20 protein-coding genes are annotated in these 25,958 nt (G+C 57.0%); 11 read left to right on the top strand and 9 right to left on the bottom strand.

What is annotated here, in order from left to right:
* Positions 1–3: 3 nt before the first annotated feature.
* Positions 4–948: a glycosyltransferase family 32 protein gene (locus C1Y41_RS17685; protein ID WP_052246458.1), complete on the bottom strand. Its 945-nt coding sequence runs from the start codon at positions 946–948 to the stop codon at positions 4–6.
* Between the two features lie 269 nt (positions 949–1,217).
* Between C1Y41_RS17685 and C1Y41_RS17690 the strand changes: the two genes are divergently transcribed.
* Positions 1,218–1,565: a hypothetical protein gene (locus C1Y41_RS17690; protein WP_039381011.1), complete on the top strand. Its 348-nt coding sequence runs from the start codon at positions 1,218–1,220 to the stop codon at positions 1,563–1,565.
* A 48-nt stretch (positions 1,566–1,613) separates the two neighbouring features.
* Here the strand turns inward: C1Y41_RS17690 and C1Y41_RS17695 are convergent, their stop codons facing one another.
* The 5 genes from C1Y41_RS17695 to C1Y41_RS17715 form a co-directional block, all read right to left on the bottom strand.
* Complete coding sequence (locus C1Y41_RS17695; protein WP_104086005.1) at positions 1,614–2,048, bottom strand: helix-turn-helix domain-containing protein; 435 nt, start codon at positions 2,046–2,048, stop codon at positions 1,614–1,616.
* Between the two features lie 273 nt (positions 2,049–2,321).
* Positions 2,322–3,299 carry a porphobilinogen synthase gene (gene hemB / locus C1Y41_RS17700; protein ID WP_039381009.1) on the bottom strand — a complete coding sequence of 326 codons (978 nt, stop codon included), beginning with the start codon at positions 3,297–3,299 and terminating at the stop codon, positions 2,322–2,324.
* Between the two features lie 135 nt (positions 3,300–3,434).
* Complete coding sequence (proP, locus tag C1Y41_RS17705) at positions 3,435–4,940, bottom strand: glycine betaine/L-proline transporter ProP (protein WP_104086006.1); 1,506 nt, start codon at positions 4,938–4,940, stop codon at positions 3,435–3,437.
* A 314-nt stretch (positions 4,941–5,254) separates the two neighbouring features.
* Complete coding sequence (locus C1Y41_RS17710; RefSeq protein WP_104086030.1) at positions 5,255–6,844, bottom strand: EAL domain-containing protein; 1,590 nt, start codon at positions 6,842–6,844, stop codon at positions 5,255–5,257.
* A gap of 251 nt (positions 6,845–7,095) precedes the next feature.
* Positions 7,096–8,163: an AI-2E family transporter gene (locus tag C1Y41_RS17715; protein ID WP_104086007.1), complete on the bottom strand. Its 1,068-nt coding sequence runs from the start codon at positions 8,161–8,163 to the stop codon at positions 7,096–7,098.
* A 204-nt stretch (positions 8,164–8,367) separates the two neighbouring features.
* Here C1Y41_RS17715 and C1Y41_RS17720 point away from each other — a divergent pair, with 204 nt between their 5' ends.
* The 3 genes from C1Y41_RS17720 to iolB all read left to right on the top strand — a co-directional run bounded on the left by C1Y41_RS17720 (position 8,368) and on the right by iolB (position 12,326).
* Positions 8,368–9,576 (top strand): MFS transporter, encoded by a 1,209-nt coding sequence (locus C1Y41_RS17720; protein ID WP_104086008.1) that lies wholly within the window; start codon positions 8,368–8,370, stop codon positions 9,574–9,576.
* 405 nt (positions 9,577–9,981) lie between these two features.
* Positions 9,982–11,487 carry a CoA-acylating methylmalonate-semialdehyde dehydrogenase gene (locus tag C1Y41_RS17725; protein ID WP_104086009.1) on the top strand — a complete coding sequence of 502 codons (1,506 nt, stop codon included), beginning with the start codon at positions 9,982–9,984 and terminating at the stop codon, positions 11,485–11,487.
* Positions 11,488–11,507: 20 nt separating this feature from the next.
* Positions 11,508–12,326: a 5-deoxy-glucuronate isomerase gene (iolB, locus tag C1Y41_RS17730; RefSeq protein ID WP_104086010.1), complete on the top strand. Its 819-nt coding sequence runs from the start codon at positions 11,508–11,510 to the stop codon at positions 12,324–12,326.
* Between the two features lie 57 nt (positions 12,327–12,383).
* Here iolB and C1Y41_RS17735 read toward each other — a convergent pair whose 3' ends face one another.
* A complete protein-coding gene (locus C1Y41_RS17735) occupies positions 12,384–13,229 on the bottom strand; it encodes a MurR/RpiR family transcriptional regulator (RefSeq protein ID WP_039380996.1) in 846 nt (281 codons plus the stop codon).
* 262 nt (positions 13,230–13,491) lie between these two features.
* Positions 13,492–15,405, bottom strand: coding sequence for a 5-dehydro-2-deoxygluconokinase (iolC, locus tag C1Y41_RS17740; protein WP_104086011.1), 1,914 nt, complete (start codon positions 15,403–15,405; stop codon positions 13,492–13,494).
* A gap of 537 nt (positions 15,406–15,942) precedes the next feature.
* On the opposite strand from iolC, the gene iolD reads away from it, so the two are divergent.
* Genes iolD through iolE form a run of 3 tightly spaced genes read left to right on the top strand, consistent with a single transcriptional unit; the run spans position 15,943 to position 19,906 of the window.
* Positions 15,943–17,877: a 3D-(3,5/4)-trihydroxycyclohexane-1,2-dione acylhydrolase (decyclizing) gene (gene iolD / locus C1Y41_RS17750; RefSeq protein WP_104086013.1), complete on the top strand. Its 1,935-nt coding sequence runs from the start codon at positions 15,943–15,945 to the stop codon at positions 17,875–17,877.
* Positions 17,878–17,936: 59 nt separating this feature from the next.
* Complete coding sequence (locus C1Y41_RS17755; RefSeq protein ID WP_039380988.1) at positions 17,937–18,950, top strand: Gfo/Idh/MocA family protein; 1,014 nt, start codon at positions 17,937–17,939, stop codon at positions 18,948–18,950.
* 59 nt (positions 18,951–19,009) lie between these two features.
* On the top strand, positions 19,010–19,906 hold the full coding sequence (gene iolE, locus C1Y41_RS17760; RefSeq protein ID WP_094111187.1) for a myo-inosose-2 dehydratase: 897 nt from the start codon (positions 19,010–19,012) through the stop codon (positions 19,904–19,906).
* A 144-nt stretch (positions 19,907–20,050) separates the two neighbouring features.
* Here iolE and glpD read toward each other — a convergent pair whose 3' ends face one another.
* Positions 20,051–21,559: a glycerol-3-phosphate dehydrogenase gene (glpD, locus tag C1Y41_RS17765; RefSeq protein WP_039380983.1), complete on the bottom strand. Its 1,509-nt coding sequence runs from the start codon at positions 21,557–21,559 to the stop codon at positions 20,051–20,053.
* Positions 21,560–21,787: 228 nt separating this feature from the next.
* Between glpD and glpE the strand changes: the two genes are divergently transcribed.
* From glpE to malQ, 4 genes are all read left to right on the top strand, one after another.
* A complete protein-coding gene (gene glpE, locus C1Y41_RS17775) occupies positions 21,788–22,114 on the top strand; it encodes a thiosulfate sulfurtransferase GlpE (RefSeq protein ID WP_104086015.1) in 327 nt (108 codons plus the stop codon).
* A gap of 28 nt (positions 22,115–22,142) precedes the next feature.
* On the top strand, positions 22,143–22,973 hold the full coding sequence (glpG, locus tag C1Y41_RS17780) for a rhomboid family intramembrane serine protease GlpG (protein ID WP_039385660.1): 831 nt from the start codon (positions 22,143–22,145) through the stop codon (positions 22,971–22,973).
* Positions 22,974–23,005: 32 nt separating this feature from the next.
* Positions 23,006–23,764, top strand: a complete 759-nt coding sequence (locus tag C1Y41_RS17785; RefSeq protein ID WP_039380978.1) for a DeoR/GlpR family transcriptional regulator — start codon at positions 23,006–23,008, stop codon at positions 23,762–23,764.
* A gap of 132 nt (positions 23,765–23,896) precedes the next feature.
* On the top strand, positions 23,897–25,951 hold the full coding sequence (malQ, locus tag C1Y41_RS17790) for a 4-alpha-glucanotransferase (protein ID WP_104086016.1): 2,055 nt from the start codon (positions 23,897–23,899) through the stop codon (positions 25,949–25,951).
* The last annotated feature ends 7 nt before the right edge of the window (positions 25,952–25,958 follow it).

Consider the following 25,958-nt stretch of genomic DNA (forward strand, 5'->3'; position numbering starts at 1 on the left):
GCATTACCGGCGGCTCAGCAGCAGCTGTCCCAGCAGGCTGTCGCGGTTGACCACGCCATATTTCAGGTTGGTGGCGAGATATTTGCGATCGAAGCCGGTGAGTTTGGTTAACGGCGGCAGCACCTCAGGCAGACGATCGACCATCAGCATGCGGCTCAGCCGGACCGGACGCCACTCGCTCAGGCTTTGATAAAGCAGCGCGCTGGCTTCGCACTTGCGCAGATAAAGATTGTAATGATTGCTTTCGCGCAGCGCCTGCTGCTGCGCCAGATAGACTACCAGATAGTCGGGTGGCGTAATCCCCTGCACCAGGGTGTCATAGTCAGGCTGCGCCAGCAGCTGCCGGAAGAAAGCCTCCGCCCCCAGCGTCACAATCGGGCGGAAATAGTGCAGCCAGCGGCCAATAAAGGCATTGTTCGCCGGAGCCGCAAGAAACCACGACTCAATCACCGGATAAGCCATATCGTGCGTTGAACCGGCACGATAAAACGCAATCAGGTCGTAACGCGAGTCGGCGTTAACGGCCAGCAGCGTATCCAGCGTACGGTTGAGGATAATGGTGGCATCCATCCAGATGCCGCCATAGCGGTAAAGCAGCTCCAGGCGGATAACATCGCTTTTGTGCGACGGACGCATATCGGGATGCGTAAACTGCAGGTCCGGCAGATAGTGGGCGAGATTGCGATTGTTAATCACCGTCATCTGGTAACCCGGGTTTTCCCGGACAATTTTATCCACAAAAATCTGCACTTCAGCGGGCAGCGTTTCGCTCTCCCAGTACATCCAGATCTGCTGCGGGATCGGCGTGCCGGTGGCGGGCTGGCTGCACATATCGATATCCTGCTCATCGCGCGGATTATAGCTTGCCAGCTGTTTACGCCGCGTCAGCATCTTCTCTGCCCGCAGACCCAGCGAGACCAGATGGGTTTTAACGTTATTTTTGTTCATGCTTTTTCCTGTCGCAGGCCGTCAGCTATCGCAGTTTTTATGCAGGCAAAAAAACTGGCCCTGTGGCAACGTCCTGAATGCACCCTGAGCGGCGCGAAATGAAGTTTTAAAATTAACAAAGGGCGGGAAGTTGCTCAATCAATAAACCGTAAAACAACAACTTTAAGAGAATCCGCAGAAACCGGCGCTGATGGCTCACGCGTGCGGGTAGCCGGACTGCTAATCTGCTATTATCGCCAGGTTTTTTACTCCGCCGATCCTGTGACACTATGTTAAAAATGAAATTTTTGCTGCCGGTGCTGATTTTGCTGAGCGCAGCCGTATGGTGGCTGATGCCACATTATGATGATGAAGATAAAGCTTATTATATTGCTGTATTCTGTACGCTGACCCACGACGGGCGCGATAACAGCCCGCAGGCGATGCAACAGATTATTGAAGGCGGTAACTCCGATTACGCGCTGCAGAAAATCCGCTTCCAGCCTGGCCTGGCAACCCATCTGCAGCAGGTGTGGCAGGATCTGGCCTTGCCGCAGCAGCAGCAGGCGCGTCAGGAGGCGCTGCGCTGCCGGCAGATCATGTCAGCCGTGATGCTGCCGGGTAAGCCAGTGGCATAAAAGCGATTGCGCTTCTCTGCGGCCGGCGCGAAGCGTATTGCCGGCCGATCACAGCGGGTCTTCATCCGGAGAGCCCGGTTTACCCTCCATACGCCGGCAAATCGCACAGGGGTCGTCACTGTTGCGGATATGCGCTTCCGCTTCGTGACTCAACCTGCGCCTGCGGCACTGCAGCGGCGTGCAACCCAGCGTCTGCTTAAACGAACGGGTCAGCGACTGCTGGCTTTCAAAATGGTATTTCAGCGCCAGGCGAATAATCGGCGTGTCGCTGTATTTAAGATCCGCAATACAGTGGGTCAGTTTTTTCCGGCGAATATAACGCGCCAGCGTTTCACTATAATAGCGGGCAAATAATTTCTGCAGATACCATTTCGAATATCCTGATTTCTTTGCAATATCGTCGATGCTCAGGCGCTGCTCCAGATTATCGGTGATCCACTCTTTTATTATGGCGATAACTTGCTGATTATATTTCTGCTTCATGCCGATGTTTTCCCTTCACTCGTTATTATGAAGGTTAATTAAACGGCATAAAATAGCGGCATGCTAAATTATTTTTCTGCTTTTGATTAATATATTCTCATATCAAGAATGGTCTTGTTTTTATATAAATGCTTTACCGTTATTTCTGGAAATAACAGAATAAAAGCAGCGTTATTTATTTAAATTTCGATCAGAAAAAGCGGTTCACGTGCTCACGATTATTGTGTAAATCAGCAGCCCGGCGATAGCGACCGCCAGGCTGAAGAGTGCTTATCAGAGCACTTTCTGCTCGGCGAGATCCAGCGCAAAGTAGCTGAATATCAGGTCGGCACCGGCACGCTTAATGGCGCCCAGGCTTTCCAGTACGACATTACGCTCGTCAATTGCACCCGCCTGCGCGGCGAACTTGATCATCGCATATTCACCGCTCACCTGGTAGGCAGCCAGCGGCAGCGTGGTGCGTTCGCGAATATCACGCAGAATGTCGAGATAGGCGCCGGCAGGTTTAACCATCAGCGAATCCGCCCCTTCGGCTTCATCCAGCAGGGATTCGCGGATCGCTTCACGCCGGTTCATCGGGTTCATCTGATAGGTCTTGCGATCGCCTTTCAGCGCCGTGCCAGCGGCCTCACGGAACGGGCCGTAGAACGAAGAGGCAAACTTAGTGGAGTAGGACATAATCGCCGTATCCGTAAAGCCCGCCCCATCCAGCGCCTGACGAATCGCCTTAACCTGACCATCCATTGCCGCTGAAGGGGCAATGAAGTCAGCACCCGCCTGCGCGGCTACTACCGCCTGCCTGCCCAGATTGATCAGCGTCTGGTCATTATCCACGCCGTGATCGCACAGCACACCGCAGTGGCCGTGGCTGGTGTATTCACAGAAGCAGGTGTCGGACATCACGATCATCTCCGGCACGGTATCTTTACAGATACGCGCCATACGCGCGACCAGGCCATTCTCCTGCCATGCATCGCTGCCGGTGGCGTCAGTATGATGCGAAATACCGAAGGTCATTACCGAGCGGATACCCGCTTTGGCAATACGCTCAATTTCATACGCGAGACGTTTTTCCGGAATTCGCATCACGCCTGGCATAGCGTTGATCGGCACATAGTCATCCACCTCTTCTTCAACAAAGATCGGCAGCGCCAGATCGTTGATGCTAAGGCCGGATTCCTGGAACATTGCGCGCATAGAGGCGCTTTTACGCAGCCTTCTCGGGCGCTGGATCAGATTAAATTCAGACATGTTCACACAACTTTTTTGGATGAAAATAGTGACTACAGTTTACTCTTTTTCACGTCGGGTAATGAAGAATGTGTGCTGCTGAGAGGCGGAGACGGGAGATAAAAAAGTCCCGCCGGGCGGCGGGACTGGTGAATATTACTCTTTAATAACCGGATGCTGATCGACCAGGTTGCGGCGTTTAGCCTCAAGGCGTGCGATCTCGGCATCAATATCTTCAATCTTCTGTTCGATGTTGTCGTGATGCTCCTGCAGGATCTCACGGGCTTCATCCAGGTCAGATGCCGCAGGCGTGGCGCCACGCAGCGGTTTGTTCGCCGTCTCTTTCATATAGAGACCGGTGATCAGACCCACGACAGCAACCACCATCAGATAGTAGGCAGGCATATAGAGGTTATTGCTGGCTTCTACTGCCCAGGCGGTCACGGTCGGCGTCAGACCGGCCACCAGAATCGAGATGTTGAATGCGCTGGCCAGCGCGCTGTAGCGAATATGCGTCGGGAACATCGCGGGCAGCGACGAGGCCATCACGCCAGTAAAGGCGTTGAGGATCACCGCCAGCAGCAGCAGGCCGGCAAAAATCAGGCCCAGCACGTTACTGTTAATCAGCGTAAACGCCGGGATCGCACAGAAGAACAGCGCAATACTGCCGAGGATAACAAATGGACGACGGCCGAAGCGGTCGCTCAGCATGCCCATGATCGGCTGTACAAACAGCATACCCATCATGATGGCGATGATAATCAGCACCCCATGATCTTCTGAGTAGTGCAGGTTGTGCGACAGGTAGCTCGGCATGTAAGTCAGCAGCATGTAGTAGGTCACGTTGGTGGCAAGCACCAGACCGATACAGGCCAGCAGGCTTTTCCAGTGTTTGGTGGCGATCTCTTTAAACGACACTTTCGGGCCATCGCGCAGGCCGTCACGGTCGCCCTGCTCCAGACCATCAACGTGCTGCTGGAAAGCCGGGGTCTCTTCCAGCGCATGGCGCAGATAGAGGCCAATCAGGCCCAGCGGCAGCGCCAGGAAGAACGGCACGCGCCAGCCCCACTCAAGGAAGTTATCTTCCCCGACGATGGTCGAGAGCAGCACCACAACGCCTGCACCCAGCACAAAGCCGGCAATAGAACCAAAGTCGAGCCAGCTGCCCATAAAGCCGCGTTTACGGTCCGGGGAGTACTCTGCGACAAAAATCGATGCGCCGGTATACTCACCGCCGACCGAGAAGCCCTGGGCCATTTTGGCCAGCAGCAGCAGAATCGGCGCCCAGATGCCGATAGAGGCGTAAGAGGGGATCAGGCCGATACAGAAGGTACTGACCGACATAATAACAATGGTGATAGAGAGAATTTTCTGGCGGCCATACTTATCGCCCAGCATGCCGAAGAACAGACCACCCAGCGGACGGATCAGGAACGGAACCGAAAAGGTACCCAGCGCCGCGATCATCTGCACGCCCGGAGATGCATCCGGGAAAAAGACTTTACCCAGCGCATAGGCAACAAAGCCATAGACACCAAAGTCGAACCACTCCATCGCATTACCCAGCGATGCCGCAGTAATAGCCTTGCGTAAGCGGGCGTCATCAATAATGGTGACGTCATCCAGCCCGATAGGTTTTACACGCTTCCTACGTAATTTCATGATGTTACCCTGTATTGGAATTCGAAAAATCCTCAACGCCGCCGGCTGTCTGCTATCAACTCAGTCCGCGGCGTTGAGAAAATTAAAGCATAGCCGTGAAAACGGGTTTTTCCCTGGCCAGCCATAGCAATTATTACCCAGGTAATTATTGCGAACCGCGACAGAGTATACCGTTTTTATGTGATATTTGTCATGTTTTAGCCAGTAAGTGGTTACTTTTTAGCTAATTATATGGTCGTAAAGCGGTGTCAGAGGGGTAAAAAATATTTTACTTTTTTTGACATAACCCGCATGTCATGCGGGCTGTGATGAGGTCAGTGCGATGCAGAGACAATACCGCTCAGCGGCTGGCTGCCATGCTCTTCCAGCCAGCGCAGAAAGGTCTGACTGGCGACAGGACGGGCATAATAATAGCCCTGAATAAACGTGACCTGACGCTGCTGCAGATAGGCGAGCTGCAGCGCGGTTTCCACCCCTTCGCCCAGCACCTCCAGCTTCAGCTTATGGCAGAGAGTGATAATCGCATCCAGCACCGGCGTTTCGATCTCCAGCCCCTCAATAGCGTTGATAAAGCCGCGATCGATCTTCAGGTAGTCGAGCGGGAAGGTCATCAAATAGGAGAGGGAGCAGTGGCCGGTGCCGAAATCGTCGATGGCGACTTTCATGCCCTGCGCCTGCAGAAAGCGCAGCTTGCGCGCCACCGCTTCGCCATCCTGAATCAGGCTGCGCTCGGTAAGTTCAAGCGTGAGCAGCATCTGCTTGTCGCGGATAGCGTGCGCAAATTGCATGATATCCTCAGTAAATTCTGCATGTTGCAGATGATCTGCCGCCAGATTAAACCCGAGGTGAAAACCTGGCATCACCGGCCAGCGGGCGATATCTTCACTCATCAGTTCCAGCAGATGGCGGGTGAGATCGACAATCATCCCCTCTGACTCCGCATGCGTAATAAAAATATCGGGTCGCACCATCTCCCCATCGGGGAGCTGCCAGCGCAGCAGCGCTTCTGCGCCTGAGCAGCGCGCCAGGGTGTTGCTGTACACCGGCTGATAGTGAACCGAGAACTGACGATTACGCATGGCGCGGCGGATTTCATCGGCCCAGGAGATACGCCGGCGCAGCCAGTTTGCCGTCAGTATCATCAGCATGATTGAGAAGATTGAGGCCATCGGCAGGAAGATAAACAGCGCCTGTCGCCAGGCGGCGATCAGCTCTGCCGGCGGCACGGTTACGCTGACGCGAATAGGGTAACGCGGCGATTCACTCTGAAACAGAGTGCTCTGCATATAGTGTTCAGCTGGCGTTTTAGAGTTGCCGCTGGCGATAATTGCGCCTTCGCTGAACTGCAGGCTCATCTGATAGCCGCGGGACTCTCCCATGGCATGCATAAAGTCCATCAGATACTGGCCATCAATAACGGCCCAGAAGCCGCTGCTGTCCGGTAGCTGACGCACGAAAATCACCGCCGGACGATGTGGTACGCCCGAGGTGCCGGGCAGTGAGAGGCTCCAGACGGCTTTATCCGTCACCGGCAGCGGACGCATTATCATCGATTCAAGCGCGCCGTGATTAACGCCGTAAGCGGAGGAGCAGGTGATGTTATCGCCCTGCAGCATCCCCACCGAACGAAAGTAGGCGTTAAGCGTGCCGATGCGCTGCAGATGCTTTTCGATATCGCTGCAGGTCTGATGCTGGTATTGCTGCAGTTCGGCGATCATACCCCAGGCGTTGTCGCTCATTTTCTCCGCCTGAGCCAGCAGAATATTAGCTGTTGCCACCTGCTGCTGCCTGACCATATGGCGCGCTTCAATCGCCGTACAGACGATGCCCAGCACCAGCGGCAGCAGTCCGGCGCAGACAATATAGAGCCAGCCAAAATCACGACGTTTTTTACGCAGAGGCACCAGACTCTCCTCGGTGGGGTTAGGCATTCATCAGCCGCGCCAGCAGCATAGCATCTTCTTTACGCTCTGCAGGGCTGTGAATCGTCTGCGATGCCACCCGCTGGCGTTAACGATCGCTGCCCGTTGCGCTTATCGCCCGCTTTTTCCCGCTCAATTTGCGTTTATCCAGCGGATAAATCGTGGTTTTGCGGTTAAAAGCAGCGATAAAGAGGTATTAATCGCTAAAAGCAAAACGGTGACGAGGCCGGATGCTATTTGATCTGCCGCTGCGGCTCGCGTCGCTTCAGGCGCGGCCTGCCGGTGCCAAGCATGATCGCCAGCCGGCTGCCGCCCGGCGTGGTTTCCATCAGAATTTTTGTGACGCTGGTCAGCGGCACCGACAGCAGCATGCCGACCGGCCCCAGCAGCCAGCCCCAGAAAATCAGCGACAGAAAAACCACCAGCGTAGAGAGGCCCAGCCCGCGCCCCATAAGACGCGGTTCCAGCATATTGCCAAATACCATATGGATTGCGCTAAACAAAAACGCGACCAGCATCGCATCGTAAATATCATTCAGCACCAGCGCCTGAATAAATGGCGGGATACCGGCGATAATCGGGCCAATATTGGGAATAAAATTGAGTATAAAAGCCACCACGCCCCAGAAGAGCGCAAACTTCACGTCCAGCAGCAGCAGAACCAGCCATACAGAAAATCCGGTTATCAGGCTTACCAGCGTTTTCAGAGCCAGATAGTGGGTCACGCCTTTTAGCGCTTTATGCAGGCCCGCAATACGGATCTGCGGGTTTGTCAGGGCGTTGCGCATTTTATAAGGCAGGTGGTGCACTTCAAACAGCATAAACACCACCGTCAGGATCAGCAGCACAATATTGGTCATCGCGCCGGAAAACTGCGCCAGTACCGTGGTTGCCATGTTCATGATCAGATTCGGGTCAAAGTGCTGCGCCAGCGTTTCGGTTGAAATATTAATATGAAAACCCGCCGCCAGATGCTGGATGACCATCAGCTTCTGCTCCAGCATGGTGCGGATCTGCGGATAGGTATCGCTGAATTCACCGACTGAGCTTGCCAGCACGGCGACCAGCAGCAGCATCATAATAAAGATAACGGTAATCACCAGTGAGATAGCGACGCCGCGGCGTAGCCCGCGACGCATCAGCGTGCTGACCAGCGGGTTCAGCACGATGGCCAGAAAACTGGCGAGCAGAAAGGGGACGAGTATGTCTGACGCGGCGCGGATGCCTGCCAGAATAATGACTAACATCGCCAGCTTGACCAGAATGTTCTGGCCAATTCTCTCCTGTGGCTTTTCGTTCATTGCTGCTCCTGCGGGGAATTTTTCTGATCCAAGTGTAGCTGAAGGCGGGTAAGAGATTGTTTATACACGCGCAGGCAGGGCAGACGCCAGGGCACAGCGCCAGAAACAGGAGCGCGATCCAGGGCGTTCAGCAGATGCATACCCTCTGAAAAGGCGTATAGTTAATTTTCTGTTATCAAATGCCTGTCGTGAGCGCGTTTATCTATGCCTGACCTGCCTGCTGCTGCGGAACAGAGCCGTCTCCGGCTGAATCTGCAGATTCTCTCTATTGTGAAGTTTAATTTCGCCACCTATCTGACTATCGGGCTGCCGCTGGCGGTGCTGCCGGGGTTCGTCCATGACAATCTGGGGTATAGCGCGTTCTGGGCCGGGGTGGTGATCAGCCTGCAGTATATCGCTACGCTGCTCAGCCGGCCCTATGCCGGACGCTTTGCCGATAGCTGGGGACCCAAGCGCGTGGTGGTGCTGGGGCTGGCAGGCAGCCTGCTGAGCGGACTCTGTATGCTCTTCTCCGCCCTGACACAGCAGCAGGCGCTACTCAGCCTGACGCTGCTCTGCCTGGGGCGCATTATTCTCGGCGTCGGTCAGAGCTTTTGCGGCACCGGGACATCGCTGTGGGGCGTGGCGAAAGCGGGTTCTCTGCATATCGGGCGCGTTATCTCCTGGAACGGCATTGTCACCTACGGCGCCATGGCGCTGGGTGCGCCGCTGGGCGTGGCGCTGTTTCGCAGCGGCGGGCTGCTGCAGCTCTCAGGGGTAATTGTGGCCATCAGCCTGCTGGCGATGGTGCTGGCGCTGCCGCGTGCGGCGGTTAAAGGCAGTAAAGCGCGCCCGCTGCCGTTCCGTGCGGTCCTGGGAAAAATATATGGCTATGGCGTGCTGCTGGCGATGGGGTCGGCCGGATTTGGCGTGATTGCGACCTTTATTACCCTGTTCTACCGCGAACGTGGCTGGGAAGGGGCGGCGTTTGCCCTGACGCTCTTCAGCAGCGCGTTCGTGGGCATGCGCCTGCTGTTTCCGGATGCGATTAACAAATGGGGCGGGCTGCGCGTCGCCAGCGTCTGCTTTGCCATCGAAGCGGCGGGCCTGTTTCTGGTCGCAGGCGCGGTCGATCCGTGGATGGCGAAGCTGGGGGCCTTTCTGACCGGCGCCGGCTTTTCTCTGGTATTTCCGGCTATCGGCGTTGTCGCGGTCAAAGCGGTGCCGCAGCAGAATCAGGGCAGTGCGCTGGCAACCTATACCGCCTTTATGGATCTGGCGCTGGGCATCACGGGGCCCCTTGCTGGCCTGATCATGAGCTATGCCGGCGTGTCGCAGGTCTATCTGCTGACGGCGCTGCTGGTCTGCGTCGCGCTGGGCTGCACGCTCTATATGCTGAAATCCCGCCAGCCGGACAGCGCGGAGACGCCATAAAAAAAAGGCCCCGACCGGGGCCAGCAACGGCAAAAGTATCCCTGAGGGACACAGATAAGGATCGCTGAGCACCTCGTGCAGGCAGAGATACTGATGGAAAGCAGGAGAACATTTGTTTCAAAATAAGTAAATAATGAAATGTAAAACAGTAGATCCGCTTCGCAAAAATGCGCCGTTAACATTATCTGCAGTATCCAAAACGTTGGCTGATGAGAGTAATCAGCGCCCCGCCAGCCAGAAAAAATGCGATCCAGCCCGCTAAAAGAAAATCTTCCAAAAAAGATTATTTGAAAAATTTATTTCATTGTAATAGCTTCATAGCACGCTTTTCATCTCACCTGCCCGGGTAGCCTGACGCGAACCCTTTGCTGCCTGCAGGGCCCTTTACATCAATGAGGCATCGACATGACTATTATTGGAAACTTTATCGGTGGCAGCATCACGCACAGCGCCAGTAATGAAACCATTCCGGTTTACGATCCGGCAACCGGCAAAGTGGTGCGTGAGCTGACGCAAAGCACCGCTGCAGAAGTAGAGCAGGCGATTGCGGTAGCGCACGCTGCCTTTCCGGAATGGTCGAAAACCGCGCCGCTGCGTCGTGCGCGCGTCATGTTTAATTTCAAAGCGCTGATGGAAAAGCACCGTGATGAGCTGGCAGCCCTGATCGTCTCAGAACATGGCAAGGTCTGGTCAGATGCGCTCGGTGAGCTGACGCGCGGTATTGAGGTGATTGAGTTTGCCTGCGGCATTCCGCACCTGCTGAAAGGCGAAAACTCGCCGGGCGTAGGCACCGGCGTTGACAGCTACTCACTGATGCAACCGGTGGGCGTGGTGGCAGGCATTACGCCATTTAACTTCCCGGCGATGGTGCCGCTCTGGATGTTCCCGATCGCACTGGCGTGCGGAAATACCTTTATTCTCAAACCACCGGCTCTGGATCCGTCCGCATCGGTGCGTATGGCGGAGCTGCTGAAAGAAGCGGGCCTGCCGGATGGCGTATTTAACGTTGTGCACTCATCTAATGATGATGCAGAACAGCTGTATAAAGATCCGCGCATCGCGGCCGTCAGCTTTGTCGGCTCGTCCGGCGTTGCGGAGCACATCTATAAAACGGCCAGCGCGCACGGCAAACGCGTACAGGCGTTTGGCGCGGCGAAAAACCACGCTATCGTCATGCCGGATGCCGATCTGGATGCCACCGTCAATGCCATCATGGGTGGTGCGTTTGGCTCAGCGGGCGAGCGCTGCATGGCGCTGCCGGTAGTGGTTGCCGTCGGCGATGATACTGCGGACAAACTGATCGCCCGCCTGACGCCGCTGATCAAAGCGCTGCGCGTGGGGCCAGGCATGCAGCAGGGCGCGGAAGAGAATGAGATGGGTCCGGTGGTCTCTGCCGCTCATCAGAAAAAAGTGCTCGGCTACATCGATAAAGGTGAGCAGGAGGGAGCGAAGCTGGTGGTCGATGGCCGCACTATCCGGGTCGCGGGCCATGAAGAGGGCTACTATGTAGGCGGCACGCTGTTCGATAATGTCACCTCCGATATGGTGATCTGGCGTGAGGAGATCTTTGGCCCGGTGCTGAGCATTATGCGCGCCAGCGACTTCAGCAGCGCGCTGCAGCTGGTTAACAGCCATGAGTTTGGTAACGGCAGCGCCATCTTTACCAGCAATGGCCACACCGCGCGCGAGTTTATTCAGAACGTCGAGGCGGGCATGGTGGGCGTAAACGTTCCGGTGCCGGTTCCTATGGCGTTCCACAGCTTTGGCGGCTGGAAACGTTCCGTGTTTGGTGCGCTGAATGTGCACGGCCCGGATGGCGTACGTTTCTATACGCGGATGAAAACTGCCACCGTACGCTGGCCCAGCGGCCAGCAGACCGTATCGGAATTCAGTATGCCTACGCTGGGTTGAGGCGGTCACAGGAGGAAAGCATGTCCCTGATTTCAAAAGCACAGCAGCCTGACAGCAGCGGTCGTATTCAGCACGTCACGCCGCAGAGCGCAGGCTGGGAATATGTTGGCTTTGCGGCTTACCTGCTAAAGCAGGGCGAGACGCTGACGCTGCAGAGCGGTGAGAAAGAGCTCTGTCTGGTGCTGGTCGCCGGGCGGGCGTCGGTTAAAACCCGTCACGCTGCCTTTGCCGGTATTGGCAAGCGCATGTCGCCGTTTGAGCGGACTCCCCCGTGGTCAGTCTATGTGCCGCACCACGATCAGGCGGAGATCACCGCAGAAACCGATCTTGAGCTGGCCGTATGCAGCGCGCCGGGACATGGCGATCTGCCGGCCCGGCTCATCCCGCCGGAAGAGGTAGGCATTGAGCATCGCGGCAAAGGGCGTAACCAGCGTCTGGTGCATAATATTCTGCCGGATAACAAAGCGGCGGACAGCCTGTTGGTGGTGGAGGTTTATACCGGTGAAGGAGCGACCAGCTCCTGGCCAAGCCATAAGCATGATGATAAAGCGAGCCCGGATGAGACCTATCTGGAGGAGACCTACTACCATCGCTTTGATCCGGAACCCGGTTTTGCTATGCAGCGGGTCTATACCGACGATCGCTCGCTGGATGTCTGTATGGCGCCCGGCAATCGCGATGTGGTCATGGTGCCACGCGGTTACCACCCGGTCGCCACGCTGGCGGGCTATGACAACTACTATCTCAACGTGATGGCGGGACCGGTACGGCAGTGGAAATTTACCTGGGAGAAAGATCACGCCTGGGTAAACAGCGATAGCTATCCACGCAGCCGCTGAGTCGCGGTATGGAGGGTAAGAGGGCAGCCAGCGCGCTGCCCTTTTTTATGGGTGCAGTTATTCCGGCTCGCTGCTGTTAGTCAGCGCCAGCGACACGGCCAGCGTCTGCGCCAGGCAGAGTGAAGCAACCTGAGAACGGAATCCATCGACCTGCGCTTCACGAACCACAAAACAGACGTCGCTGAAGGCGGCCAGCGGGCTGACCTGACTGTCGGTGATAGCGATCTGATGCGCGCCGCGTCGGGCGCCCAGCTCGACCAGCTCAACGGCTTCGCGGGCGTAGGGCGAGTAGCTGATAGCGATCACCACATCTTTGGGATTCACCATGCTCAGCTGCTCGGCAAACATGCCGCCGAGACCGTCAATCAGGAACGCGCGGCGCTCAAGGTGACGCAGCGCATACACCAGATAAGAAGCCACACTGAAGGAGCGGCGCAGGCCAATAATGTAGATATTCTCCGCCTCATTCAGCATCTGTACCGCTTTGTTGAGCTGTTCAGGGTTTATCTGCATCGCCAGCTGCTGCAGCGCCTGACTGTTAACCATGGTGAAGACGTTGAGGATCTCCATCGGGCTTTCCGGCGAGCTGGCGCTGTCATCGGTGGCCGTCTGGCGAAACAGGCGCGCGCGCTCGGTATAATTAACGGTCTCTTCCATCAGATGCTGACGAAACACCTGTTTCATTTCATTGAAGCCGCTGAAGCCAAAAGCGTTGGCAAAACGGATCAGCGTGGAGGGCGGTACATCAGCCTGCTGAGCGATAGAGGCGACGGTATCAAAAGCGATGCTGTTGCTGTTATCGAGAATATAACGAGCCACCTGCTTCAGACGCTTGCTCAGCGTCTCGTAGCGACGACGGATATCGTCCTGTAGCAGAGTGAGCTGGGTTGGATTATTGGTCATTGCTTCGGCCCGTTAACAAAAGAAAAATGGCTGGATAATGAGCGCTATAGTACCAGATGGATGGAAAATTTCATTCAATTGTCATCAGCAGCGCATCTATTTCATTGGATTATGCAATACCTCACAAAACCGCGTGGCGGCAGTACGGTTTGCGGTGAAGTTATCGGAGGCCGGAAAGAGAGAGGCACGGGAAAGAGCTAAAGCAGAGGGTTGCACCCTCTCCGCCAGGGGAGAGGGTGTGCGGAAACAATGCCCGCCGGATCTAACCGCGCGCCGCGCGCCAGTAGCCAATCAGGCGCAGATAGTTGCCTTTTACCGTCTCAATCAGCGTCTGGTCATCCAGCTCGCCTTTCAGCCACTGACGTGAAGGCTGACCAAAGATTGTGCGCCCGACGGCAAATCCTTTTACCCACTCCGCCTGCGCCGCCGCGGCAAAGCCCGCCTTGAGCTTATCTTCCGGCGCGTCCAGGCCAAGCAGCAGTATGCCGCGACAGTACGGATCCTGCTGTTCAATCAGCGCACCTATCGCCTGCCAGCTCTCTGCAGAGAGCGGCGGCAGTTTCCACCAGTCGGGCTGAATGCCGAGGCTGTAGAAGTGGCTCAGCATCTCATGATAGTAAGACTCGTTGTGATCCGGATTGCTCTCCGGCAGGATCACCTCTACCAGCAGCTCATGCCCGCTCTTGTTACAGCCGCGCCAGACATCCAGCAGCAGCGCATCCTGCTCATCGCGCAGCTCAGCGCTGTCGTGCGGATGGTAAAACACCAGGCACTTCACCACGTGCTCCGCCGGCCAGTCGATCAGCTGCGAGCCGATATTGCCATGCTCCAGGCGCAGCGGCCGCGATCCGGGCTGCTCAATCGGCCGACCAATCCACCACTTTTTGCCGGTAATTGCGTTCAGCGCTTTCTGCCCGTAGGTGGTATCGGCCAGAATGCCGCTCTTTTCATTCAGGCCTGCTTCTGCCGCCGCCTCCTGCGCCGCCTGCAGCAGCAGCAGTTTCAACTGCGGAATGCGCGTCTCGCTGACGCCCGCTTCCAGCGCCATATCGGCCAGCTGTTTACGGTGGTCAAAGGCGAACACATTCAGCTCCGGCCACTGCTGCCGGCGCGTGGTGACCCGGTGCAGGTGAGTAAGGCGCGTATCGCGATCTGGTCGTTTAACCTCACGGTCGCGGCTGAGGAAATCATCCAGCTCCGCTTTAGTAGGCATTGCCGGCGCGCAGCCGTGCCGCGACACCACCAGCGCGCCACAGGCATTCGCGTAGCGACACGCCTGCTCCCAGCTCTCATCGTTCAGCCAGCCGCGCAGCAGACCGGACATAAATGCATCGCCCGCACCCAGTACGTTCAGCACTTCAACCTGCACGCCGCTCTGCAGCCGGGTCTGTTCCCAGCTGTCCGGAATATCGCCCTCAAACACCACGCAGCCCAGCGGACCGCGCTTGCACACCAGCGTGGCCTGGCTTGCCTGGCGCACATTTTTTAGCGCCGTCAGCGTATCGGTACTGCCGCCGGCAATGTGAAACTCCTCTTCGGTGCCGACGATAAGGTCAAAATAGTGCAGCACTTCCTGCAGCTGGCGGGTCACCTGGCCCGATTCAATAAAGCGCGTCTCACCGTCGCCCAGTGAGGTCAGGCCCCACAATACCGGCCGATAGTCGATATCCAGCGCGGTACGCAGCCCGTTGCGGCGGGCAATATCCAGCGCTTTCAGCACGGCGGCGCGGGTATCCGGATGGGAAAGGTGCGTGCCGGTAATCGCGACCGCGCGTGAAGAGGTAATGAACGCCTCCTGAATATCATCCGGCACCAGCCCCATATCCGCGCAGTTATCGCGATAGAAGATCAGCGGAAAGGTCTCTTCATCTTTAATGCCGAGGATCACCAGTCCGGTCAGACGCGTTTTATCGGTGATCAGGCCGTCAGTGTTACAGCCGACGCGCTGCAGCTCTTCACGTAAAAAACGGCCGTTATGTTCATCGCCGACGCGCGCCAGCATCGCAGATTTCAGCCCCTGAATGGCTGTGCCATACGCCACGTTGCCTGAGGATCCACCCAGATATTTATTAAAGCTGGTCATATCCTCTAAGCGCGAACCGATTTGCTGACCATAGAGATCAACGGCGATGCGTCCGATACAAATCACATCAAGCCGCTTCTGTTGTGTACTCATACCTATAGTTTCCTTCTGTGATAAGCAGGCACGAACATCATCACCCGTGTCGGGTGCGCTGCTGTCGGGTTCTCAGAATGCCTGACTGGCTGGAAAATCAGTATGAGGAATGAATATTTCATAAACAACATAAAATGAAACATACATCTTTATTTTGTGAGCCAGGTAAAATTACCGCTCTGCGCAACAGAGCAGGGGTAACGTCGTAAACAGGCGCGGCATCTCCGGGCTGTGAAGCCGATCGCAGGAAATATCAGGTAAATAGCAGAAGCTCTCCGGGTGAAACAAAAGTTCATAACCGCGCCACGCTTTCTGGCTTCGTTCCACTTTGGCCACGCAGAAATGGCTGCTCAGCCACTTTACTGTGCTGAATTTGATCTCCATCGCAAAATGAAATGTTTCTTCTGTAATTGTATTTTATGGAAAAAATATTTGTTTATAATCGCCGCATGTTTCACTTATGCGCGGGGCAGCCAGACAGCCTGCTCCGGGTCGCGAGGCTCCTCTGCGGATGCCGGCAAGTAAAGGAAAAGAGATATGGGCACGATCAGACTGACAACGGCACAGGCGCTGGTGAAGTTTCTCGATAATCAATATCTGAATGTCGATGGCGCAGAGAGCAAGTTTGTGAAAGGCGTGTTCGCCATTTTCGGCCACGGTAACGTACTCGGTATGGGTCAGGCGCTGGAGCAGGATAGCGGCGATCTGATTGTGTATCAGGGACGCAACGAGCAGGGTATGGCGCATGCTGCGACCGGCTTTGCCAAACAGTCGCTGCGCCGTCAGATTATCGCCTGTACCTCGTCGGTAGGCCCGGGCGCGGCCAACATGATTACCGCTGCGGCAACCGCCACGGCCAACCGTATTCCGCTGCTGCTGCTCCCCGGCGATGTGTTTGCGACCCGTCAGCCCGATCCGGTGCTGCAGCAGATTGAGCAGAGCCACGATTTAAGTATCAGTACCAATGATGCTTTCCGCGCCGTCAGCAAATACTGGGATCGCATCAGCCGCCCGGAGCAGCTGATGTCCGCCTGTATTAACGCCATGCGCGTGCTGACCGATCCCGCCGAAACCGGTGCAGTGACGCTCGCCCTGCCGCAGGATGTACAGGGCGAAGCGTGGGATTTCCCGGACTACTTCTTTCAGAAGCGCGTGCATCGGCTCGATCGCCGCCTTCCTTCTCCTGCGCAGCTTGAGGCTGCGCTGGCGCTGATTGCGCGCAAGCACAAGCCGCTGATTGTCGTGGGCGGTGGCGTCAAATACTCCGGAGCGGGCGAGGCGCTGCTGAAATTTGCTGAGCGCTTCGCGATTCCGTTTGCGGAAACGCAGGCGGGCAAAGGCACGCTGAGTTCCGAACATCCGCTGAACCTGGGGGGCGTGGGGGAAACCGGCTCTCTGGCCGCTAACCTGCTGGCGAAAGAGGCCGATCTGGTTATCGGTATCGGCACCCGCTATACCGACTTCACCACCGCGTCAAAATGGATTTTCCGCCATCCGGAGGTCAGCTTCCTTAATCTTAACGTCAGCAACTTCGACAGCTACAAGCTCGATGGCGTGCAGCTGCTCGCCGATGCGCGCGAAGGGCTGACCGCGCTGGCGCAGCAGCTGCAGGGCTTTGAAAGCCACTGGGGCGATCAGATAGAAGAGGCGCAGCGTCAGCTGCGGCAGGAGACGCAGCGCGTCTATGCTGCTACCTGGAACAGCGATGATTTCGTTCCGGAAATTGCTGACCATATCGATCGCGACGCGCTGTTTGCCGAATTTCAGCGTCTTACTCAATCCGTGCTGACGCAGAGTAGCGTGCTCGGCACGCTGAACGAGCAGCTGCCGGATGACGCAGTCATTGTGGCCGCAGCGGGCAGCCTGCCGGGCGACCTGCAGCGCGTCTGGCGCACCCGCAGTTACAACGACTATCACGTGGAGTATGGCTACTCCTGCATGGGTTATGAAGTCAACGCCGCGCTGGGGGCAAAGCTGGCCCAGCCGCAGCGTGAGGTCTATGCCATGGTCGGTGATGGCTCTTTCATGATGCTGCACTCAGAGCTGGTGACGTCGATTCAGGAGGGCGCGAAGATCAACGTCATCCTGCTGGATAACATGACCAACGGCTGCATTAACAACCTGCAGATGGAACACGGTATGGACAGCTTTACGACCGAATTCCGCTTCCGTAATCCGGAAGGGGGGCGGCTCGATGGCGGCTTTGTGCCGGTGAACTTTGCGGCCATTGCTGCCGGGTACGGCTGCAAAACCTACTGCGTCACCACGCTTGAGCAGCTGAAGGCGGCGCTGGCCGACGCACAGCAGCAAAGCATCTCCACCCTGATTGATATCAAAGTGCTGCCAAAAACCATGGTGCACAAATATTTCAGCTGGTGGAACGTTGGCGTGGCGCAAACCTCTGAATCTGAGCGTACGCAGCAGGTCGCTGACAAGCTGAATCAGCACATTCAGCAGGCACGTAAATATTAACGCTTCTGGCCGGCGCAGATCGGCCGTCTTATCTCTTATCTGACTCTACAGGTGTAATCATGACGCTCAAACTCGGGGTAATCGGGACCGGTGCAATTGGTCAGGAGCATATCCGTCGCTGTAACAACGTACTGCAGGGCGCAAAAGTGGTGGCGGTTTCCGACATCAACGTTGAGGGGGCCCGGGCGGCGCTGCAGCGGCTGAATATCAGCGCGGAGGTTTATCAGGATGGTCATCAGGTGATCGCCTCGCCGGAGGTTGACGCCATTCTGGTGACCTCCTGGGACCCGACGCATGAAGAGTTTACCCTGGCGGCTATCGCTGCCGGCAAGCCGGTATTCTGTGAAAAGCCGCTGGCGATGAGTGCGGAAGGCTGCCGCCGTATTGTGGATGCGGAAATTCAGCACGGTAAACGGCTGGTGCAGGTGGGCTTTATGCGCCCGTATGACGCGGGCTACCGCGCCCTGAAAAAAGTGATTACTGAAGGTGAGATTGGCGAACCGCTGATGCTGCACTGTGCGCACCGTAATCAGAGCGTGGGTGAGAACTACACCACCGACATGGCCATCACCAACACGCTGATCCACGAGCTGGATGTGCTGCGCTGGCTGACGGAGGATGACTATAAATCGGTGCAGGTGGTCTTTCCGCGCGTAACGTCAAAATCGCATGCGCAGCTGAAAGATCCGCAGATTGTGCTGTTTGAAACGCAGAAAGGGATCCGCATCGATGTGGAGATCTTCGTGAACTGCGCCTATGGCTACGATATCCAGTGTGAAGTGGTGGGAGAAGAGGGCATCGCCCGTCTGCCAGAACCGTCGGCGATCCAGACGCGTAAAAATGCGCGCCTCGGTACGCCGCTGCTGACCGACTGGAAAGATCGCTTTATCGACGCCTATGACGTCGAGCTGCAGGCGTTTATCAACGATGTTAAAGCCGGTGAGCTTACCGGACCTTCCGCATGGGATGGCTTTGCCGCTTCAGTAGCAGCTGACGCCTGCCTGAAAGCACAGAACAGCGGCGCGATTGAGCCGGTTGAAATGCCACCGCGTCCGGCATTCTACAGCAAATAACCTGCTACTTTTTTTGCGGCGGCGCGGCTGCTCCGCCGCCCTGATTCCGGGATCTGAAGATGAACAAAGAGAATGTAAAGCTGGCGATAGCGCCGATCGGCTGGACCAATGACGACATGCCCGATCTGGGCAAAGAGAACACATTCCAGCAGACGGTCAGTGAAATGGCGCTGGCCGGTTTTACCGGCAGCGAAGTCGGCAGTAAATACCCGCGCGATCCGGCGATTCTGAAACCGATGCTCGATATCCGCGGCATTGAGATCTGCAACGCGTGGTTCAGCACCTTTTTTGCTAACGGCGATAAGGCGAAGACCATCGATGAGTTCATCAACCATATGAACTTCCTGCATGCGATGGGCGCGCGCGTTATCGGCTGTTCAGAGCAGAGCAAAAGTATTCAGGGTACCACGCTGGCCGTGTTTGAGCAGAAACCGGTGTTCAGTGACGAAGAGTGGCGCCTGACGGCGGAAGGCTATAACGAACTGGCGCAGCTTGCCGCAGAAAAGGGCATGCGCGTGACGCTGCACCACCATATGGGAACCGGGATCCAGACGCCGGAAGAGATTGACCGTTTTATGGCGCTGACCCACGACAGCGTAGGCCTGCTCTATGATACCGGCCATATTTACTACTCTGAAGGATCGCAGCAGGCGATGCTGGACGTACTGACCACGCATCTGCCGCGTATTTTCCACGTGCATCTGAAAGATGTGCGCGACGAAGTGGTGGCTGAAGTGCGCGGGAAATCCCTGTCGTTTCTTGATGGCGTGAAGAAAGGCACCTTCACCGTGCCGGGAGATGGTGCGATCGATTTCGCGCCGGTGTTTAAAATTCTCGACGAGGCAGGCTATAAAGGCTGGATGGTGGTAGAGGCGGAGCAGGATCCGGCTATCGCCAACCCGTTTGAATATGCGGTAAAAGCGCGCAAATATATCCGCGAACACGCCGGGCTCTGATTGCTGCTCTGTGCCAGCGCCGCTGCCGCTTCTGTGGGGCAGCGGCGCTGTTCTGTTATCCCTGCACGCTCTTCCTGAATCGGTTATCCGGCGACATAAAAAACCCCGCAGCGGGTGCGGGGTCGGTAAAGCGGATAACAGACCTTACGATGCGAGCGAAAGCGCCGGCTTCTGGCTGTTGCGCGCCAGCCACTCGCTGATGCGCGCCTGCTGGGCCGTGTTCAGCCACATACCCTGCTTGGTACGGCGCCAGATAGCATCATCCAGTTCACGTACCCACTCGTTTTTGACCAGATAACGCAGTTCAGCTTCATAGAACTCATGACCAAAATTCTCGCCCAGATCGGTCAGGCTGGTGGCACCCTCAAGCAGCATTTCGGTGCGACTGCCGTAGGTGCGGGCATAGTGCCGCGCCATGTTTTCGCTGATAAAGGGATAGCGGCGACGCAGACCGGCAGCGTAGTCCTCACGCGTACCGGAGAAATCACCACCCGGCAGCACGGCATTTTTTGTCCAGGCCGGGCCGGCGTTCGGGTAGTACTTCGCCAGTTTCTCCATCGCATGCTCTGCCAGCTTGCGATAGGTAGTCAGCTTGCCGCCAAACACCGACAGCAGCGGCGCCCCGCCGTTATCATCACGCACGTCCAGCGTATAGTCACGGGTGATCGCCTGCGGTGAATCTGACTCATCATCACACAGCGGACGCACGCCGGAGTAGCTCCAGACGATATCATCTGAGGTCAGCTGCTTTTTGAAGTGCGCGTTAAACACCTTCAGCAGATAGCGCGTCTCTTCCTCATCAATTTTAACGTTTTTCGGATCGCCTTTGTACTCAACGTCGGTGGTACCGATGATAGAGAACTCATCCATCCACGGAATAACAAACACGATACGGTTATCTTCGTTCTGCAGAATATAAGCCTGCTTTTCGGTGTGCACGCGCGGCACCACGATATGGCTGCCTTTAATAAGGCGAATGCCATAAGGGGATTTCAGCTTCAGGCCGTCGTCAAACAGCTGTTTAACCCACGGGCCGGCCGCATTAACCAGGCCTTTAGCGCGCCAGGTCAGAATTTTGCCGGTATCGACCTCTTCTGCCTCAACCATCCACATGCCGCCTTCACGCCATGCGCGGTTAACGCGGGTACGGGTGCGCACTTCGCCACCTTTACGCTCAACTTCCTGCGCGTTCAGCACCACCATGCGGGCATCATCCACCCAGCAGTCGGAATATTCAAAACCGCGCGTAATTTCCGGCTTCAGCGCCGACTCCGCGCCAAAGCGCAGACCTTTACTGCCCGGCAGCGTAGTGCGCTTGCCGAGGCGGTCATACATAAACAGGCCCATACGGATCATCCACGCCGGACGCAGGTGCGGGCGGTGCGGCAGGCGGAAGCGCATCGGGAAAGCGATATGCGGCGCCATTTTTAACAGCACTTCACGCTCGGCCAGCGCTTCGCCAACCAGACGAAACTCGTAGTGTTCAAGGTAGCGCAGGCCGCCGTGAATCAGTTTGGAACTGGCGGAGGAGGTGGCACACGCCAGATCCCGCGCCTCCAGCATCAGCACAGACAGTCCGCGTCCTGCAGCGTCCACTGCAATGCCGGCTCCGTTGATGCCGCCGCCGATCACGATCAGGTCTTTGGTTTCCACGTCATCTCCTCCGATGTTCGGAATAGTTCTAAAATGTTCGTTTTCGAGCGTAATAATAATCGGAAACCAACATTTTCGCCAGTCTTTAACGCAATAAAAACATTCCTGCGTGATGCAGCTAACATTCCGGCAGGAAAAAAAACAGATAACCCTTTTCTTTATCAGGTTATGGCACCTGTTTCTCAGGGTAAACTAGGCGCAAACAGAACAGTGAAATGAGAGATAACGATGGAAATCTTCGAGTGTATTAACGTTCAGCAGGCAAACGCGCAGCTGGCGCAGGGCGCGCAGTTAGTCGATATTCGCGATCCACAGAGTTTCGCCCTGGGACATGCCGCTGGCGCGCAGCATCTCTCCAATGACAACCTGGCGGACTTTATCGCGCAGGCGCGCCGCGATCTGCCGGTGCTGGTGATGTGTTATCACGGCAACAGCAGCAAAGGCGCCGCGCAGTTTCTGCTGGGGCAGGGTTTCAGTGAGGTGTACAGCATTGATGGCGGGTTTGACGCCTGGCGTGCAGCGTTTCCTGCGCAGACCGCGACCGGTAGTCTCTGACCCGCCACCTTAAGGAGAGCGCAGCATGATGCGTATTACCCGGTTCAGCCACGCCCGCACCGCGCAGGCGTTTGTGGATTATATGGCGACGCGCGGTGTGACGCTGCGCATAGAGCAGGAAAGTCACTTTGTGATCGTGCTGGATGATGAGAGCCAGCTGCAGATGGTCGAAAACGAACTTGCGCAATTCGTTCGCGACCCTAATCACCCGCGCTATCAGGCGGCCAGCTGGCGCAGCGGCAGCACCCGCAGCGGGCTGCACTATGAGCGCAGCAACGTCTGGGCCACGATTCGCGAACGCGCCGGACCGCTGACGCTTTCGGTGATGGCGCTCTGCGTCGCAGTGTTTATTCTGATGCAGATTGCGGGTGATGATGTCGCGCTGGCCTGGCTGGGCTGGCCGGCTGACGCCTCGCAATATTTTCAGGTCTGGCGCTGGTTCAGCCATGCGCTGCTGCACTTTTCGTTGCTGCATATCCTGTTTAACCTGATGTGGTGGTGGTATCTCGGCGGAGCGGTCGAGAAGCGACTCGGCAGCGGCAAGCTGTTTGTGATTATGCTGATCTCTGCGCTGCTCAGCGGCTGGATGCAGGCCAAATTCAGCGGCGTGCTGTTTGGCGGTCTTTCGGGTGTGGTCTATGCGCTGATGGGCTATTGCTGGCTGCGCGGCGAGCGCGATCCCGAAAGCGGTATTTATCTGGAGCGCGGACTGATTGGTTTCGCTATTGTATGGCTGGTAATTGGCTGGTACGGCGCATTTGGTCTGGCAATTGCTAATGCCGCGCACGTGACCGGCCTGCTGGTCGGGCTGGCTATGGCGTTTGTGGATACGCGCCACGCTGCCCGTCATCAGAGATAAAAAGAACACGGCTGCAAGCCGAGGAGAGAGATGTGAAGCAGACGCAACGTCATGACGCCATTATCGATCTGGTCCGGCGTCAGGGGTATGTCAGTACGGAAGAGCTGGTTGAGCATTTTGCGGTCAGTCCGCAGACCATCCGCCGGGATTTAAACGATCTGGCCGATCAGAATAAAATTCAGCGCCATCACGGCGGCGCGGCGCTGCCCTCCAGTTCGGAAAATACCGCCTGGCAGGATCGTAAAATGATGTGGTCGGCAGAAAAGGCACGCATCGCCGCGCGCGTGGCCAGTCAGATCCCGGATGGCGCAACGCTGTTTATTGATATCGGTACTACACCCGAAGCGGTTGCCCATGCGCTGCTGAACCATAACGATCTGCGGATTGTCACGAACAACCTTAACGTTGCCATTCTGCTGATGGGCAAGCCCGATTTCCGGGTGATCATCGCCGGCGGAGAAGTGCGCACGCGTGACGGCGGGATCATGGGCGAAGCCACGCTCGACTTTATCTCGCAGTTCCGCCTCGACTACGGCATTCTCGGTATCAGCGGCATCGATATGGATGGCTCGCTGCTGGAGTTTGACTACCATGAAGTCCGGACCAAACGAGCCATCATCGACAATTCGCGCTGCGTAATGCTGGTTGTGGATCACTCAAAGTTCGGGCGTAACGCTATGGTCAATCTGGGCAATATGGGACTGATTGATTACATGTTTACCGATCAGAAGCCTCCCGCCAGCGTGCTTAAAGTAATTGAGCAGCATGAGGTCCATCTCGAACTCTGCTGATCCTGCGCCGGGCCACGCGCCCGGCAGCTATTTTTTCCCTCTCCCTTCCGATCCGGTCGCTTTTTTCACCAGGCGCGACTTTACTTATCCTTTTGATCTCTATCCGCCAGCCCGGACGCGAAAGGAGCGTTGATGTCTCTCAATAAACTGGATCAGGCCGCAGAAGTGGCGGGAATTGCCTTGCGTTTTGTGAATGCCAGAGGGGAAAAGGAAACCATCAGCGATGAGACCAAAGAGGCGCTGCTGGCGGTAATGGAGGCGCCGGCAGGTAAAGCGCCGCCGGTGCCGCCGGTGCAGGTCTTTGTGGCACGCGCCCGGCGCGAGCTTGCGGTGGGTGGCAAAGGTGAATTTACCTGGCAGCTGACCACTGAGCAGGGCAAAAGCCACAGCGGCACGGTACAGGGTGGCGAGATGCTGACGCTGCCGCCGCGTCTGACGCAGGGCTATCATCAGCTCAGCCTGCGTAAAGGGCGTCAGGAGTGGCAGTCGCGCCTGATTATTGCGCCGCGTCGCTGCTACCTGCCTGAACCGCTGGCACAGGGAGAAAAACGCTGGGGTGCGCTGGTGCAGCTCTATACGCTGCGCTCAGAGCAGAACTGGGGTATCGGTGACTTTGGCGATTTAAAACGGATGCTGGAGCAGGTAGCGGCGCACGGCGGCGACTTTATTGGCCTTAACCCGCTGCATGCGCTCTATCCGGCTCAGCCCGATCTCGCCAGCCCCTACAGCCCGGCGTCGCGCCGCTGGCTGAATATTCTCTATATTGACGTCAGCCAGGTGGCAGCATTTCAGCAGAGCGCCGCGGCACAGCGCTGGTGGAAGAGTGCGAAAACCCGCAAGGCGCTGGAGAAGGCGCGCGCGGTGGAGGCAGTTGACTATGCGGCAGTGGCGGCACTCAAGCTGGAGGCGCTGCGTCTGGCCTGGCAGCAGTATCAGCCGCAGGCGGCAGAGGAAGCGGATTACCAGGCGTTTCTGACGGCGGGCGGCGACGCGTTGCGTTATCAGGCCGCGTTTGATGGCATTCTGGCTGAGCGCAGCGGGCAGGATGAGCAGGGGTGGGGCTGGGAAACCTGGCCGGAGGGTTTACGCAGTGCCGCGCAGCCGGAAGTCCAGGCCTGGTGCGCGCAGCATGAAGAGGAGATTGGCTTCTGGAGCTGGCTGCAGTGGCTGGCGCATCAGCAGTTCAGTGACTGCTGGCAGCGCAGTCAGGAGCTGGGTATGGCGGTGGGGCTTTACCGTGACCTGGCGGTAGGTGTGGCTGAACATAGTGCCGAAACCTGGCAGGATCCGCAGCTATATAAACTTGGCGCTTCGGTCGGCGCGCCGCCCGATCCGCTGGGACCGCTGGGACAAAACTGGGGGCTGCCGCCGCTCGATCCGCACGTGCTGCGCGCGCGTGGCTATCAGCCGTTTATCGACCTGCTGCGCGCGAATATGCGCGACTGCGGCGCGCTGCGCATCGACCATGTGATGTCGCTGCTGCGACTGTGGTGGATCCCGCATGGGGAAGGTGCGGATAAAGGCGCCTACGTCTCCTATCCGGTAGAGGATCTGCTGGCGGTTCTGGCGCTGGAGAGCCAGCGGATGCGCTGCATGGTGATTGGCGAAGATCTCGGCACCGTGCCGCAGGAAATTGTCAAACTGCTGCGCGACAGCGGGGTTTTCTCCTGGAAAGTACTGTTCTTCGAGCAGGAAAAAGAGGGGCGCTATCGCCTGCCCGACAGCTATCCGCCGCAGTCCATCGCCAGTGCCAGCACGCACGATCTGCCGACGCTGAGCGGCTTCTGGCAGGCGGAGGATCTGGCACTGGGCGAGAAGCTGGGTATGTATAAAGGCAGTACGCTGCAGTCGCTGCAGGCGCAGCGCGTGGAACAGAAACAGGCGCTGCTGGATGCGCTGCATCAGGCCGGGGCCATGCCGGCGCGCAGTGCAAAGCAGGCGGAAAAACAGGCGCTGACGCCAGCCTTTAATCAGGCTATCCATCGCTTTCTGGCGCTTACCCGCAGCACGCTGCTGGGCCTGCAGCCGGAGGACTGGATGGGCATGACAACGCCGGTTAACGTGCCGGGCACAACAGATGAGTATCCTAACTGGCGACGCAAGTGGAGCTTTACGCTGGAAGAGGCGTTTGCGGATAAGGGCGTGAAGAAACTGCTGAAAACGGTAAGCGAGGCGCGTAAAGCGTAGTAAAACC

Origin of the sequence: Pantoea sp. ICBG 1758, assembly GCF_002928325.1 — a bacterium.
Classification (GTDB): domain Bacteria; phylum Pseudomonadota; class Gammaproteobacteria; order Enterobacterales; family Enterobacteriaceae; genus Pantoea; species Pantoea eucrina.